The sequence below is a fragment of the Afipia sp. GW822-FHT03D08 genome, from assembly GCF_058801645.1.
The window spans coordinates 242,433-256,802 of the sequence record NZ_JBXANK010000002.1 but is presented as its reverse complement, the minus strand read 5'-3'; the positions used below and the strand labels follow the sequence as shown (position 1 = coordinate 256,802).

The following is a 14,370-nucleotide window of genomic DNA, read 5'->3' as shown; positions in this document are numbered from 1 at the left end:
GGCAGAATGACAAAGGGTCTCAAGAAAGGGCTGACCAGCTACGGCGATCCGGGATTTTCGCTGTTCCTGCGCAAGGCCTTCATCAAGGCGATGGGCTATTCCGACGATGCGCTGGAGCGCCCGATTGTCGGCATCACCAACACCTACAGCGATTACAATCCCTGCCACGGCAACGTCCCCCAGATCATCGAGGCCGTGAAGCGCGGCGTCATGCTGGCCGGCGCGATGCCGATGGTGTTTCCGACCATTTCGATCGCCGAAAGTTTTTCGTTCCCGACCTCGATGTACCTGCGCAACCTGATGGCGATGGACACGGAAGAGATGATCCGCGCGCAGCCGATGGACGCGATCGTTGTCATCGGCGGTTGCGACAAGACGCTGCCGGCGCAAATCATGGCCGCGGTGAGTGCCGACCTGCCGACGGTCGTCATCCCGGTGGGGCCGATGGTGGTGGGTCATCACAAGGGCGAGGTGCTGGGCGCATGCACCGACTGCCGCCGCATGTGGGGAAAATTCCGCGCGGGCGAAATCGATCAGGCCGAAATTGAGGCCGTCAACGGCCGCCTCGCGCCATCGGTGGGAACATGCATGGTCATGGGCACCGCCAGCACCATGGCCTGCATCACCGAGACGCTGGGCCTGTCGTTGCCGATGAGCGCGACAATTCCTGCGCCACATTCCGAGCGGATACGCTCGGCCGAATTGAGCGGCAAGCGCGCCGCTGAAATGGCAGTTACCGGCGGACCTCGTCCCAGTGAATTGCTGACGCCTGCCGCGTTTCGCAATGCGCAGGTGGTGTTGCAGGCGATCGGCGGCTCGACCAACGGGCTGATTCATCTGACGGCGATAGCCAATCGGACGCCGCATCGCATCGATCTCGCCGCGTTCGATCAGCTTGGCCGCGAGGTGCCGGTGCTGATCGACCTGAAGCCGTCTGGTGCTCATTACATGGAGCATTTCCATCACGCGGGCGGTGTGCCGAAGCTGATGAAGCAACTTGGCGACCTGATCGATCTTGATGCGAAGACCATCGCCGGCGGTACGCTGCGCGATGTCGTCGCCAATGCGGAGGAAGTGCCCGGGCAGGACGCTATCCGTCCGCGCGACAATCCGATCAACCGCGAAGGCGCGATGGCGGTCCTCCACGGCAATCTCGCGCCACGCGGCGCGGTCATCAAGCAGTCGGCGGCGACGCCTTCGCTGCTTCAGCACACCGGACGTGCGGTTGTGTTCGAGTCGGTCGAGGACATGACGCTCCGCGTTGACGATCCAGAGCTGGACGTCAAAGCCGATGACGTGCTGGTGTTGCGCAATGCCGGGCCGAAGGGCGCGCCGGGCATGCCGGAGGCCGGCTATCTGCCGATTCCGCAAAAAATCCTGCGCACGGGGGTCAAGGACATGGTGCGCATTTCGGATGCCCGCATGAGCGGCACAGCATTCGGCACCATTGTGTTGCACATCACGCCGGAATCTGCCGTCGGCGGCCCGCTGGCGTTGGTGCAGACCGGCGACATGATCCGGCTCGATGTCGCGAAGCGGCGCATCGATCTTCTGGTGGATGAGGTCGAACTGACCATGCGCCAGAAAGCCTTGCCGAAGCCGTCAACGCCGGACTGGGCGTCTCGCGGCTATGCGCATTTGTTCCATGAGACGATCACGCAGGCCGACGAGGGCTGCGATTTTGATTTCATGCGGCGGGAGGGTCCCGGCGAGGTCTGAACAGCGCACCGTTTCGTTTGAACCGTTTTCACAAGGAGAGAGCGATGAGCACCATGACAATGACGGCGGAACAGTACGCCGACCGCCGCCGCCGGATATGGGCCATCGTCGGAAGCTCATCTGGCAATCTTGTGGAGTGGTACGATTTTTACGCCTACGCGTTCACGGCGCTTTATTTCGCTCACGCGTTTTTTCCCGCGGGCAACCAGACCACGCAATTGCTGCAAACGGCGGCGGTGTTTGCCATCGGCTTCCTGATGCGGCCGATCGGCGGATATATTTTCGGCAGGATTGCCGACAAATACGGCCGCAAGACCTCGATGGTCACCTCCATTTTGATGATGTGCGGCGGCTCGCTGGCCATCGGCCTGCTGCCGACCCACGACACCATTGGTGTTGCAGCGCCGATCCTGCTGCTGCTTGCGCGCATGGTGCAGGGGCTCTCGGTCGGCGGTGAATATGGCACGACCGCGACCTACATGAGCGAGGTTTCGCTGCCCGGCAAGCGTGGTTTCTACGCATCGTTCCAGTACGTCACGCTGATCGGCGGGCCGTTGCTCGCCTCGCTGGTCGTGCTGATCGTCCAGCTTTCACTGACGGACGCGGAACTGCGGGCCTGGGGCTGGCGTATTCCATTCCTGATCGGTGCGCTCTGTGCGATCGTTGCACTTTATCTGCGCATGTCGCTGCACGAAACATCGTCCGAAAAGAGCCGCTCGCAGGAGGGCGCAGGGACCCTGCGCAACATCTTTACGCATCACATGAAGCCGTTTCTGCTGGTGCTCGGCTACACCGCGGGCGGGTCGCTGATCTTCTATACGTTCACGACCTACATGCAGAAGTATCTGGTGAACACGGCGCACATGGACCATCGCACCGTGAACATTGTGATGAGCGCGGTGCTGTTCACCTACATGATCATGCAACCGCCATTCGGCGCGTTGTCGGACCGGATCGGGCGGCGCACGCAAATGCGGCTGTTCGGTGTGCTGACGGTCCTGACTGTCGTTCCGCTTATGCATGCGATCGGCAGCGTAAAAAGTCCCTACATGGCCTATCTGCTGATCGTCATCGCGCTGGCGATCGTGTCGCTCTACACATCAATCAGCGGCGTGGTGAAGGCCGAGATGTTTCCGCCGGAGGTGAGGGCGCTCAGCGTCGGTTTTGCCTATGCCATTGCCAATGCGGGATTTGGCGGCACCGCGGAATATGTCGCGTTGTGGTTCAAGGATCACGGAATCGAATCGGACTTCTTCTGGTACGTAACTGTGATGTGCGCTCTTGCGTTGCTCGCGGCGATCCTGATGCCTGACCCCAAGGTCAAGGGCTATCTGCACGGTCACGAGTCGGATCCGGATTAGGTCAGGACACAGCGTGCCGTCACCCTGAGGTGCCGAAGCAAAGCGGAGGCCTCGAAGGGCGACGGCGATAGTTGCGCGTCATCCTTCGAGGCTCGCAAGCGCTCGCACCTCAGGATGACGGACATCCTCAATAGGTCGCGCGGCCACCGGAAATATCGAACACGGCACCGGTGGTGTAGAGACATTCCTCGGATGCCATCCACGCCACAAGCGATGCCAGCTCTTCCACCTTCAGGAAGCGTCCGCGCGGAATTTTCGACAGCATGAAGTCGATATGCTGCTGCGTCATCTGATCGAAAATCGCTGTCTTCGCGGCAGCGGGAGTCACGGCATTCACTGCGATGTCGGTGCCAGCCAGTTCCTTGCCGAGCGATTTTGTCAGCGCGATCACGCCGGCCTTCGAGGCCGAGTAGTGCGACGCGTTCGGGTTGCCTTCCTTGCCTGCGATGGAGGCAATGTTCACGATCCGCCCGTAGTTCTGCTTCATCATCACGGGCACGATGGCCTTGCAGCAGATGAAGGGGCCGTCGAGGTTGATCTTCATCACCTGACGCCACTCGTCGTAGGAGAGATCGGCGACGGTCTTGTTCACGCCCGCGATACCCGCATTGTTGACCAGAATGTCGATGCGGCCGAACGCCTTCAGCGTTGCGTCGCGCGCGGCCTCCACGGCGGCCGGGTCGGTAACGTCGACCTTCAGAACGGTGACTGCGGAGCCGATCTCTTTCGCGGTTTTGTCCGCCAGCGCCTGGTCGAAATCCCAGATCCCAACCTTGGCGCCGGAGGCCACAAAGCGTTCGGTGATGGCGCGGCCAAAGCCCTGCGCGCCGCCGGTGACGACGGCGAACCGTCCGTTGAGATCGATCTTGTTCACGGTGGCTCTCCCGAGGTTTCTTATGAGGATATTGCTGCGACAACTGCGGACTGCTCCCTCTCCCCGGTGGGGAGAGGGGTGGGGTGAGGGGCACTAAATCTATCGGGAGATTCTACGCCCTCACCCGGATTGCTTCGCAATCCGACCTCTCCCCATGGGAGAGGTGAATAACTCACTCTATTTCGCTTTTGGTGGAGCGTCGAAATCACAGCGTCCAGCCGCCGTCAATGATGTGCGCGACGCCCGTGGTAAAGGCGCTTTCATCGCTGGCAAGGTAGACCGCGAGCGACGCGATTTCGTCCGCGGTGCCGAGGCGGCCCATTGGCTGGCGGCTGACGAACATTTCGCGCCCGCCGGCTCCAAGCGCGGCGGCACGTCCGAGCATCGATGGCGTTTCGATGGTGCCAGGGCAAATGCTGTTGCAGCGGATGCCCTTGGTGATGAAATCGACCGCGACGGCGCGGGTGAGAGCCGCCACAGCAGCTTTCGTCGCGCTGTAAACGTAGCGGTTGGGCGCAGCCTTGAATACGCCAGCGGCGGAGGCGACATTCACGATCGAGCCGCCGCCGCCTTCAAGCATCAGCGGAAGGAAGGCGCGAATCGTCCGGTGCATTGATTTGACGTTGAGGTCGAACGAAAAATCCCAGTCGCTGTCGGCGCAATCCAGCACGGTGCCGTTGTGGACGAATCCGGCGGCATTGAGCAGAATATCGACCCTGCCGACCTTCTTCGCCATCGCTTCGACCGCCGCGGTATCGCGCACATCGAGTTTGTGCGTTTCGGCCACGCCATCCCTGGCGAGCGCGGCCAGCCCCTTGTCATCGATGTCGGTCGCAATCACCGTCGCGCCTTCCTTTGTGAAGGCGAGGGCGCAGGCGCGGCCGATGCCGGCTGCGCCCGCGGTGATGAACGCGCGCTTGCCCTTCAGTCGATCAGACATATCAAAGCCCCGACGTTAGTGATTGTCGCGCGCCACGCCGACGGTGCCGGCGATGTTGCGATAGCGGGTTGCCAGTTCAAGACAGGCGCCAGTGGCCTGCTGACCGACCGTGTCGCGATAAAGCTCCTGCCACGGCGTCTGGTTCTTCGGGTAGGGGAAACCGCCCTTGGCCAACAGGTCCGCGTGGCGCTGCTTCACCTCGGCGTCCGAGATCAAGATATTCGCTTCGCCCTTGTTGAGGTCGATGCGCACCCGGTCGCCGGTTCGGAGAATCGCAAGTCCGCCATTGGCAGCTGCTTCCGGTGAGGCGTTGAGGATCGAGGGTGAGCCCGACGTGCCGGACTGTCGCCCGTCGCCGATGCACGGCAGGGACGTAATGCCCTTCTTGATCAGCGCCGCGGGCGGCTGCATGTTCACGACCTCCGCGCCGCCGGGATAACCGATCGGCCCGACGCCGCGCACGAACAGCATGCAGTGTTCGTCGATGTTCAGGGATTCATCGTCGATACGGTGATGATAGTCTTCCGGTCCCTCGAAGACGATCGCGCGGCCTTCGAAGGCTTCGGGGTCTTTCGGGTTGGACAGATAGCGGTCGCGGAATTCCTTCGAAATCACGCTGGTCTTCATGATCGCCGAATCGAACAGGTTGCCGCGCAGGACGATGAAGCCGGCATCTTTCACCAATGGCTTGTCGTAGGTGCGGATCACGTCGCTGTCCGGTGCGGGCGCGGCCTTGCAGTTCTCGCCGATGGTCTTGCCGTTGACAGTGAGCGTATCCTCGTGGATGCGCTTGTGCTTGATCAGTTCGCGCACCACGGAGGGGACGCCGCCGGCGCGGTGATACTCCTCGCCGAGGTAGAAGCCGGCGGGCTGCATGTTGACCAGCAGCGGGACATCGTGGCCGATGGTCTGCCAGTCCTCGATGGTGAGATCGACGCCGATGTGACGGGCCAGCGCATTGATATGAATCGGGGCGTTAGTTGAGCCGCCGATTGCCGAGTTGACCACGATGCAGTTCTCGAATGCTTTCCGGGTCAGGAAGTCGGAGGGCTTGAGGTCCTCCCACACCATCTCGACGGCGCGCTTGCCGGTCTCGTACGCAATCTGGCCGCGTTCGCGGTAGGGCGCCGGAATCGCAGCGCAGCCCGGGAGCGAAAATCCGAGCGCTTCAGCCAGCGAATTCATGGTCGAGGCGGTACCCATGGTGTTGCAATGGCCGACCGATGGCGCGGACGACGCCACGATCTCCATGAACTCGTCATAGTCGATCTTGCCGGCGGCCATTTCCTCGCGCGATTTCCAGACCACGGTGCCGGAACCGGTTCGCTCGCCATTGAACCAGCCGTTCAGCATCGGCCCGCCCGACAGCACGATAGCAGGAATGTTGACGGTCGCCGCCGCCATCATGCAGGCGGGTGTAGTCTTGTCGCAGCCCGTGGTCAGCACCACGCCGTCCAGCGGATAGCCGAACAGGATTTCGACGAGGCCGAGATAGGCAAGGTTGCGGTCCAGCGCCGCCGTCGGCCGCTTGCCTGTTTCCTGAATGGGGTGGGTTGGAAACTCCATCGCAATGCCGCCGGCCTCGCGGATGCCCTCGCGCACGCGCTGCGCGAGCTCGATATGATGGCGGTTGCAGGGCGACAGATCGTTGCCGGTCTGGGCGATGCCGATAATAGGCTTGCCGGATTGCAGTTCGTGCCGCGTCAGCCCGTAATTCAGATACCGCTCAAGATAAAGGGCCGTCATTCCCGGATTATCAGGATTATCGAACCAGAGCTGGGACCGGAGTTTGCGCTTTCCGCCGTTTTTTGTTGCGGCGTTATCGTCGTTTTTTTTCACAAGATTTCTCCCGCACTGCACACATGCTTGTGTCGGCGTTGGTAATGTTTGCATGTCGAAGCGTCATCTGCAACGCTCGCGGCTCAAACATCCGATCTTTGGGACAAAGCCGAAAATCTCTGCTAAGACCTCGGTCTAATAGCAAGAACGGGTAACCCGCAGAGACTACGTTCGGCAAACTTCCGAGCATCGAAGTTCAGAAAAAACAGAGCAGCGACGGCTTCCGCCGGACGACGCCGGGACCACAGGGAGGAGAGTTTATGGCGTCTGTGCATATTCACGACGTGCGAAAATCGTTTGGCGGATTTGAAGTCCTGCACGGCGTGACGGTTCCGATCGAGGACGGACAATTTGTCGTTCTGGTTGGTCCCTCCGGCTGCGGCAAGTCGACCTTGCTGCGGATGCTGGCGGGTCTGGAAAACATCACCTCGGGAACAATCTCGATCGGCGACCGCGTGGTCAACGACGTGCAACCCAAGGAGCGGGACATCGCCATGGTGTTCCAGAACTATGCGCTCTATCCGCACATGACAGTCGCCAAGAACATGGGCTTCTCGCTCAAGCTACGCGACGCGCCGCAGGGTGAGATCGACAAGCTGGTGCACCGCGCCGCCGATATTCTCGCACTTACGCCGCTGCTCGACCGCTATCCGAGGCAGTTGTCCGGCGGTCAGCGCCAGCGCGTCGCCATGGGCCGGGCCATCGTGCGCGATCCCCAGGTATTTTTGTTCGACGAGCCGCTGTCCAATCTGGATGCCAAGCTGCGCGTGGCCATGCGCACCGAGATCAAGGAATTGCATCAGCGGCTCAAGACGACCACGGTCTACGTCACGCACGACCAGATCGAGGCCATGACCATGGCCGACAAGATCGTCGTCATGCATGACGGCATTGTCGAGCAGATGGGTTCGCCGCTCGAGCTTTATGATCATCCGGACAACAAGTTCGTCGCAGGGTTCATCGGCTCACCGGCGATGAATTTCCTCGACGGCAAACTGGTCGGCAGTAATACGCCGCATGTCGAGACCGCGAACGGCGCAAAGCTGCCGCTGGTGGCTTCGCGCACCGGTCTCGACGGCAAGCCGGTGACTTACGGCATTCGTCCCGAGCATCTCGAATTCGCCGATGACGGAATCGAAGCCGACGTCATCGTGGTCGAGCCGACCGGATCGGAAACCCAGATCGTGGCACGCATCGGCCAGCAGGATCTGATCGCCGTCATCCGCGATCGCCGCCCGGTGAAGCCGGGCGACAAGGTGAGGCTGCGGCCGAATCCGGCTGCAGCCCATGTCTTCGACAAGGAGACCGGAAAGCGTCTGATCAACTAAAAATCGCGCTTCACTAAAATCATAACCAACAGCCGGCCACGACAACGAAGAGCCGGTACAACAGGGAGATGAAGTAATGGATAAATTTTTGCCAAATCGCCGTGCGCTTCTGAAAGGTGGCGCATCGGTGCTCGCCGGCGCGGCGACGGTTTCAGCCGATCAGCTTCTTGGCTTCGCAAAGGCCTGGGCGCAGACCACGCAGTGGAAGCCTGAGGCCGGCGCCAAGATCAACCTGCTGCGGTGGAAGCGTTTCGTGGAAGCCGAAGACAAGGCCTTCATGGACATCATTGCGGCCTTCACCAAGGCCACCGGTGTCGAGGTCAACGTTTCCAACGAATCGTATGACGACATTCAGCCGAAGGCGTCGGTCGCGGCCAACACCGGGCAGGGCCTCGACATGGTCTGGGGTTTGTATTCGCTGCCGCATCTGTTGCCGACGAAGTGCGTCGACGTGAGCGACGTTGCCGATTATCTCGGCAAGAAGTACGGCGGCTGGGCCGACTCGGCCAATGCCTACGGCAAGGACAAGAACGGCAAGTGGATCGGCATTCCGGTCGCCTGCACCGGTGCATTGATGAACTATCGTATCAGCTCAATGGAGAAGGCCGGCTTCAAGGAGTTCCCGAAGGACACGGCGGGTTTCCTCGAACTGTGCAAGGCTCTCAACAAGAACGGCACGCCGGCCGGTATGGCGCTCGGCCACGCCTCGGGCGATGCCAACACCTGGCTGCACTGGGCGCTGTGGACCCATGGCGGCTATCTCGTCGACAAGAACGACAAGGTCATCATCAACTCGCCCGAGACGATGAAGGCGCTGGAATACGTCAAGGCGCTGTACGACAACTTCATTCCCGGCACCGCGTCGTGGAACGACTCGTCGAACAACAAGGCGTTCCTTGCCGGCCAGTTGCACGCGACCTGCAACGGCATCTCGGTTTATGTCACCGCCAAGCGCGAGGCGAAGAACATCGCCGAAGACATGAATCATGCTTACATGCCGATCGGCCCAGCCGGAAAGCCGACCGAACTGCATCTGCCTTTCACGATGCTGACCTTCAACTTCACGAAGTTCCCGCAGGCGTGCAAGGCGCTGACCGCGTTCATGATGGAGGCCGACCAGTTCAATCCGTGGCTGACGTCTGCGTCCGGCTATCTGTCGCCATTCCTCAACGGCTACGACAACAATCCGGTCTGGACGTCGGATCCGAAGAACACGGTGTACCGCGACGTCGCCAAGCGCACCCTGACGCCAGGTGGTCTCGGTACGCTCGGAGAGAACGCCGCAGCGGCGATCGCGGACTTCCTCGTCGTCGACATGTTCGCGAACTACTGCACCGGCCGTGAAGATGCGAAGGGCTCGATTGCCTTCGCTGAGCGTCAGGCCAAGCGGCTTTATCGCTGATAATTGACATTGCCGGCGCGGAACTTCCGCGCCGGCGCTTTATCGATCAACCATCTGCGCGTATTGTTCGCAAAACTGGTTTCCACTTTTGCGAAAAGCGCGACAAGGGTTCGGAACCATGACCACGATTCCAGCAACCGTCTCCACCAAGCCTTACGTCAGTTCGCTGTCGGCCTGGCGGCGCCTCATGACGAATCGCAACTGGATCGCACTCTGGTTCATGCTGCCCGCGGCGGGCTTTTTGATCCTGTTTCTGGCTTATCCTCTCGGCCTTGGCGTCTGGATGAGTTTTACCGATGTTCGCATCGGCCGCGCCGGACAGTTCATTGGTATCGAGAATTATGAATGGTTGTGGGAGGACGGCGTCTTCTGGCTGTCGGTGTTCAACACCCTCGTTTACACGATCGTGGCCAGCGCCATCAAATTCGCACTCGGACTTTATCTTGCGCTGCTGCTCAACCGCAGTATGCCCTTCAAGGCGCTGATCCGCGCCGCCGTCCTGATCCCGTTCATCGTGCCCACAGTTTTGTCCGCGATCGCATTCTGGTGGATCTACGACTCGCAATTCTCGATCATTTCCTGGTCGCTCACCAAGATGGGCTTGATCCACCAGAACATCAATTTTCTGGGCGACTCCACCTGGGCGCGGGTGAGCGTCATCATTGCCAATATCTGGCGCGGCGTGCCGTTCGTCGCCATTACGCTGCTCGCAGGTTTGCAGACGGTGTCGCCATCGCTCTATGAGGCCGCGACTCTCGACGGCGCGACCAACTGGCAGCGTTTCCGCTACATCACCTATCCGCTGCTGACGCCGATCATCGCAGTTGTCATGACATTCTCGGTGCTGTTCACCTTCACCGATTTCCAGTTGATCTGGGCGCTGACGCGCGGCGGCCCGGTCAACGCCACGCATCTGATGGCGACGTTGAGTTATCAGCGCGGCATTCTCAGCGGTCGGCTCGGCGAGGGCGCGGCGATCGCAACCGCAATGATTCCGTTCCTGCTCGCGGCCATTACCATCTCGTGGTTCGGCATGCAGCGGCGCAAATGGCAGCAGGGGTCTGACAATGACTGATGACGTCGCTCCGGTGAAGTCTTTGGTTTTGCGCGGTCGGGGCAAGGCCCGCGCGCGAATGGCGCAAATGGCAGCAAGGATCTGACAATGACCGATCACGCAGCACATCCGCCAGCCGCGACAGCGCAGTCGTCGACCGACAACAGCGAGGGCATGAGCTATCTCGAGACACTGCCCAGCAAGATCGTGACGCTCTACATTCCGCTGTTCATCATGGTCGTCATCCTGCTGTTTCCGTTTTACTGGATGGCGCTGACCTCGATCAAACCGGATGAACAGTTGATCGATATGGAGACTTACAACCCATTCTGGGTTGTGAAGCCGACCTTGAAGCATATCCAGAAGCTGCTGTTCGAGACGCAGTATCCGCGCTGGCTGTGGAACACGATGTATGTCGCCGCTGCGGCAACGTTTATCTCGATTGTCGCGAGTGTGCTGGCGGCCTACGCCATCGTCCGCCTGCGGTTTAAGGGCGCCAATGTCGTCAGCGCCTCGATTTTCCTGGCCTATCTCATTCCGCCGTCGATCCTGTTCATTCCGCTGGCGTCGGTGATCCATTCCTACGGACTGTTCGATTCCCCGCTGTCGCTGATCCTGGTGTATCCGACACTGCTGATCCCATTCTCGACCTGGCTGCTGATGGGCTACTTCAAGACCATTCCGTACGAACTTGAAGAATGCGCTCTGATCGACGGCGCCAGCCGCTGGCAGATCCTGACCAAGATCGTGCTGCCGCTTGCGGTGCCCGGGCTGATCTCGGCTTTCATCTTCTCGTTCACGCTCTGCTGGAACGAGTTCATCTACGCGCTGACTTTTCTGTCCTCGACACAGAACAAGACGGTCCCCGTCGCCATCGTCAACGAATTCGTCGACGGCGATATCTACAAGTGGGGATCGCTGATGGCAGGCGCGCTGGTCGGCTCACTGCCGCTGGTCATTCTTTACGCGTTCTTCGTGGAGCACTACGTGTCCGCCATGACCGGCGCGGTCAAGGAATAGACCTCGACATCAAGAAGAAACTCCAAAGAAGGGGCGAAGGCTTTGCATATTCTGGTTCTCGGCGCGGCCGGCATGGTGGGGCGCAAACTTGTCGATCGGTTGCTCCGCGACGGCAGGCTCGGAAAGTCCGACATCACCCGCATGACGTTGCAGGATGTCGTCGCCCCGGCAAAGCCGAATACTTCCATTCCCGTCGAGACGGTGACCTGCGACGTCGCGGATCAGGCTGCGGTGACCAAGCTTGTGGCGGCAAAACCGGATGTGATTTTCCATCTCGCGGCCATTGTCTCGGGTGAGGCTGAAGCAGACTTCGACAAGGGCTACCGCATCAATCTCGACGGCACGCGTTATCTGATCGACGCCATCCGCGCCATCGGCGGTGACTACAAGCCTCGCGTGGTGTTTACATCATCTATTGCAGTGTTCGGCGCGCCGTTCCCGGACAAAATCGGTGACGAGTTTTTCACCACACCGCTGACGAGCTATGGCACGCAGAAAGCGATCGGCGAGCTTCTGGTTTCCGACTACTCCCGTAAGGGCCTGCTCGACGGCGTCAGCATCCGTCTGCCGACCATTTGTGTGCGGCCCGGGCTGCCGAACAAGGCGGCGTCCGGCTTTTTCTCCAACATCATCCGCGAGCCGCTGGCCGGCAAGGAAGCGGTTCTGCCGGTGTCCGAAGATGTGCGCCACTGGCACGCATCGCCGCGCTCCGCAGTCGGCTTCCTGCTGCACGCCGCGACCATGGACACCGGCACCATCGGTCCGCGCCGGGCGCTCAGCATGCCGGGACTCTCGGTGACGGTCGGTGAGCAGATCGCCGCGCTGACACGCGTGGCAGGGCCGAACGTGACGGCACGGATCAAGCGCGAGCCAGACCCGACCATTGTCGGCATTGTGGCCGGCTGGCCGCGCGATTTCGTCACCGATCGCGCGCTCAAACTCGGTTTCACCACGGCCGAAAAGACCTTCGATGACGTCATCCGCATTCATATTGAAGACGAACTCGACGGTTCATTCGTGTCCTGACACAACGCCGGTGCAGCGATGACGACTGTCGCCTGCATTGGCGAATGCATGATCGAACTTTCGCAGGGCGCCGGTGGTCAACTGACGCGTAGCTATGGCGGCGATACCCTGAACACGGCGGTCTATCTTGCGCGTCTTGGTGTGAGCGTGGACTACGTGACTGCGCTTGGGATCGATCCATTCAGCGACGAAATGGTTAAAGCCTGGAAGGGCGAGGACGTTGGTACCGCGCGCGTTGCGCGGATCGACGGCAAGCTGCCCGGCCTCTATGTGATACGGACCAGCGAGGCGGGTGAACGGTCATTCTACTACTGGCGCGAGAGCGCGGCGGCGCGGATGCTGCTCGATTTGCCGCAGACCGATGCAATCCTGGCGGCGCTGGCAAGCTATGATCTGATCTATCTCTCAGGCGTTACGCTGTCGCTCTATAGCCCCGATGGCCGTCAGCGGCTGATCGATGCGCTCCGGAAGGCTCGCGAGGGCTCGACGCGCGTGGCGTTCGACACCAATTTCCGCGTTCAAGGCTGGCCGGTGCTGGATACCGCGCGTCAGGTCTATCGCGATATCCTTGCCGTCGCGGATATCGTTCTGGCGTCCGTCGATGACCTCACTCCATTATTCGGAGCGCGCATGCACGGTGAACTGATTGACCGCATGGCCGCCCGCGAGGTCGTGCTCAAACTTGCAACGCCGGGCAGCGTTGTCAGGCATGATGGCGTGGAGCACGCCGTGAAGGCGGACCCGGTTAGCAAAGTGGTGGATACGACAGCGGCGGGTGACAGTTTCGCAGCCGCCTATCTTGCCGCGCGGCTGGACGGAATAGCGCCTGTTGAGGCGGCACTGGCCGGGCATCGTCTGGCCGGTGTGGTGATCGGTCACCGGGGCGCAATCATTCCGCGCGCCGCGATGCCGTCTAACGGGACGGCCAGCGCGGCCGGGATGGAGCGATCATCATGACGGGCATGTCGGGCTCTGAAAGGCAGGCCGCCCTGGAGAAGATCCTGATGCCTGCGCGGATTATTCCGGTATTGACCATCGGCCGCGTCGAGGATGGCGTGCCTCTGGCCCGTGCGCTGGTGGCGGGTGGTGTGAAAACGCTCGAAATCACGTTCCGCACAGAGGCAGCAGCCGATGCCGCCAGGGCGATTATCGCCGAGATCCCGGAGGCCGTAGTCGGAATCGGCACCGTCCTCAACGCCGACGACCTGCGCCGAGCGCAGGCCCTCGGCGCGCGGTTCGCGGTCAGTCCCGGCGCTACGCCGGAGTTGCTCGACGCCGCAGCGGCGAGCGACCTTCCGCTGCTGCCGGGTGTCGCTACAGCATCTGAGCTGATGCAGGCGCGGGCGCGGGGATTTGATCTGCTGAAATTCTTTCCCGCCGAGCAATCCGGCGGCATTCCGATGCTGCGCGCTCTGGCCGGACCGTTCCCCCATACGCGCTTTTGCCCGACCGGTGGTGTCAGCGCCGCCAACGCCGCAACATGGCTGGCTGAGCCGAATGTCATCGCGGTCGGCGGGTCGTGGCTATGCCCGGCATCGGACGTCAAAGCGGGGAACTGGGAGGTCATCACCGGGCGCTGCGTCGACGCGATGAAATCGCTGCGGCGAAAGTAGCTTCCGTTTTGTCACCTCTCCCCGTTTACGCGCTACCGCCGCTCTCGATGTCGTCCCCGCTTTCGCGGGGAGGACATCATATGGGTGGGCCTCAATTCGAAAAACCTGAGTCCGGTGAACGGGTTGCGACTCATATCGCAACCTCGCGCGAAACGGACGTTCAAGTTCATCGTGAAGACGAATCCCGCCTCTTA

General features: G+C 61.1%; 12 protein-coding genes and 1 pseudogene. 10 read left to right on the top strand and 3 right to left on the bottom strand.

Annotated elements, in window-relative coordinates; genetic code table 11:
• Window positions 1-6: 6 nt before the first annotated feature.
• Window positions 7-1,719: an IlvD/Edd family dehydratase gene (locus tag AC1RM7_RS16245; protein WP_006019738.1), complete on the top strand. Its 1,713-nt coding sequence runs from the start codon at window positions 7-9 to the stop codon at window positions 1,717-1,719.
• 44 nt (window positions 1,720-1,763) lie between these two features.
• On the top strand, window positions 1,764-3,080 hold the full coding sequence (locus AC1RM7_RS16240; protein WP_492839224.1) for an MFS family transporter: 1,317 nt from the start codon (window positions 1,764-1,766) through the stop codon (window positions 3,078-3,080).
• Window positions 3,081-3,207: 127 nt separating this feature from the next.
• Here AC1RM7_RS16240 and AC1RM7_RS16235 read toward each other — a convergent pair whose 3' ends face one another.
• The 3 genes from AC1RM7_RS16235 to AC1RM7_RS16225 all read right to left on the bottom strand — a co-directional run bounded on the left by AC1RM7_RS16235 (window position 3,208) and on the right by AC1RM7_RS16225 (window position 6,787).
• Complete coding sequence (locus AC1RM7_RS16235) at window positions 3,208-3,954, bottom strand: SDR family NAD(P)-dependent oxidoreductase (protein WP_006019740.1); 747 nt, start codon at window positions 3,952-3,954, stop codon at window positions 3,208-3,210.
• 205 nt (window positions 3,955-4,159) lie between these two features.
• Window positions 4,160-4,894 carry an SDR family oxidoreductase gene (locus AC1RM7_RS16230; protein WP_024920601.1) on the bottom strand — a complete coding sequence of 245 codons (735 nt, stop codon included), beginning with the start codon at window positions 4,892-4,894 and terminating at the stop codon, window positions 4,160-4,162.
• 15 nt (window positions 4,895-4,909) lie between these two features.
• Window positions 4,910-6,787: an IlvD/Edd family dehydratase gene (locus AC1RM7_RS16225; RefSeq protein WP_244434478.1), complete on the bottom strand. Its 1,878-nt coding sequence runs from the start codon at window positions 6,785-6,787 to the stop codon at window positions 4,910-4,912.
• Between the two features lie 206 nt (window positions 6,788-6,993).
• Between AC1RM7_RS16225 and AC1RM7_RS16220 the strand changes: the two genes are divergently transcribed.
• The 8 genes and pseudogenes from AC1RM7_RS16220 to eda all read left to right on the top strand — a co-directional run bounded on the left by AC1RM7_RS16220 (window position 6,994) and on the right by eda (window position 14,176).
• Complete coding sequence (locus tag AC1RM7_RS16220) at window positions 6,994-8,061, top strand: ABC transporter ATP-binding protein (RefSeq protein ID WP_006019743.1); 1,068 nt, start codon at window positions 6,994-6,996, stop codon at window positions 8,059-8,061.
• 76 nt (window positions 8,062-8,137) lie between these two features.
• The gene (locus AC1RM7_RS16215) at window positions 8,138-9,463 is read left to right on the top strand and encodes an ABC transporter substrate-binding protein (protein ID WP_006019744.1); all 1,326 of its coding nucleotides are present in this window, start codon (window positions 8,138-8,140) and stop codon (window positions 9,461-9,463) included.
• 118 nt (window positions 9,464-9,581) lie between these two features.
• Window positions 9,582-10,538: a carbohydrate ABC transporter permease gene (locus AC1RM7_RS16210; RefSeq protein ID WP_024920599.1), complete on the top strand. Its 957-nt coding sequence runs from the start codon at window positions 9,582-9,584 to the stop codon at window positions 10,536-10,538.
• A gap of 227 nt (window positions 10,539-10,765) precedes the next feature.
• Window positions 10,766-10,813: pseudogene (locus tag AC1RM7_RS16205) on the top strand (hypothetical protein); the annotation flags it as partial.
• 13 nt (window positions 10,814-10,826) lie between these two features.
• Window positions 10,827-11,537 (top strand): carbohydrate ABC transporter permease, encoded by a 711-nt coding sequence (locus AC1RM7_RS16200; RefSeq protein ID WP_444826206.1) that lies wholly within the window; start codon window positions 10,827-10,829, stop codon window positions 11,535-11,537.
• A gap of 42 nt (window positions 11,538-11,579) precedes the next feature.
• Window positions 11,580-12,563 carry a D-erythronate dehydrogenase gene (gene denD, locus AC1RM7_RS16195; protein ID WP_024920598.1) on the top strand — a complete coding sequence of 328 codons (984 nt, stop codon included), beginning with the start codon at window positions 11,580-11,582 and terminating at the stop codon, window positions 12,561-12,563.
• An 18-nt stretch (window positions 12,564-12,581) separates the two neighbouring features.
• A complete protein-coding gene (locus AC1RM7_RS16190; RefSeq protein ID WP_024920597.1) occupies window positions 12,582-13,520 on the top strand; it encodes a sugar kinase in 939 nt (312 codons plus the stop codon).
• Window positions 13,517-14,176 carry a bifunctional 4-hydroxy-2-oxoglutarate aldolase/2-dehydro-3-deoxy-phosphogluconate aldolase gene (gene eda / locus AC1RM7_RS16185; RefSeq protein ID WP_034460699.1) on the top strand — a complete coding sequence of 220 codons (660 nt, stop codon included), beginning with the start codon at window positions 13,517-13,519 and terminating at the stop codon, window positions 14,174-14,176. Before AC1RM7_RS16190 ends, eda begins: the two co-directional genes overlap by 4 nt.
• Window positions 14,177-14,370 lie beyond the last annotated feature (194 nt).

What these genes read in the sequence shown, in the direction of transcription:
- AC1RM7_RS16215 (WP_006019744.1), top strand. Translation starts at nt 8,138, where the DNA reads ATGGATAAATTTTTGCCAAATCGCCGTGCGCTTCTGAAAGGTGGCGCA.
- AC1RM7_RS16210 (WP_024920599.1), top strand. Translation starts at nt 9,582, where the DNA reads ATGACCACGATTCCAGCAACCGTCTCCACCAAGCCTTACGTCAGTTCG.
- AC1RM7_RS16245 (WP_006019738.1), top strand. Translation starts at nt 7, where the DNA reads ATGACAAAGGGTCTCAAGAAAGGGCTGACCAGCTACGGCGATCCGGGA.
- AC1RM7_RS16220 (WP_006019743.1), top strand. Translation starts at nt 6,994, where the DNA reads ATGGCGTCTGTGCATATTCACGACGTGCGAAAATCGTTTGGCGGATTT.
- AC1RM7_RS16200 (WP_444826206.1), top strand. Translation starts at nt 10,827, where the DNA reads ATGGAGACTTACAACCCATTCTGGGTTGTGAAGCCGACCTTGAAGCAT.
- AC1RM7_RS16240 (WP_492839224.1), top strand. Translation starts at nt 1,764, where the DNA reads ATGAGCACCATGACAATGACGGCGGAACAGTACGCCGACCGCCGCCGC.
- eda (WP_034460699.1), top strand. Translation starts at nt 13,517, where the DNA reads ATGACGGGCATGTCGGGCTCTGAAAGGCAGGCCGCCCTGGAGAAGATC.
- AC1RM7_RS16190 (WP_024920597.1), top strand. Translation starts at nt 12,582, where the DNA reads ATGACGACTGTCGCCTGCATTGGCGAATGCATGATCGAACTTTCGCAG.
- AC1RM7_RS16225 (WP_244434478.1), bottom strand. Translation starts at nt 6,787, where the DNA reads ATGCAAACATTACCAACGCCGACACAAGCATGTGTGCAGTGCGGGAGA.
- AC1RM7_RS16230 (WP_024920601.1), bottom strand. Translation starts at nt 4,894, where the DNA reads ATGTCTGATCGACTGAAGGGCAAGCGCGCGTTCATCACCGCGGGCGCA.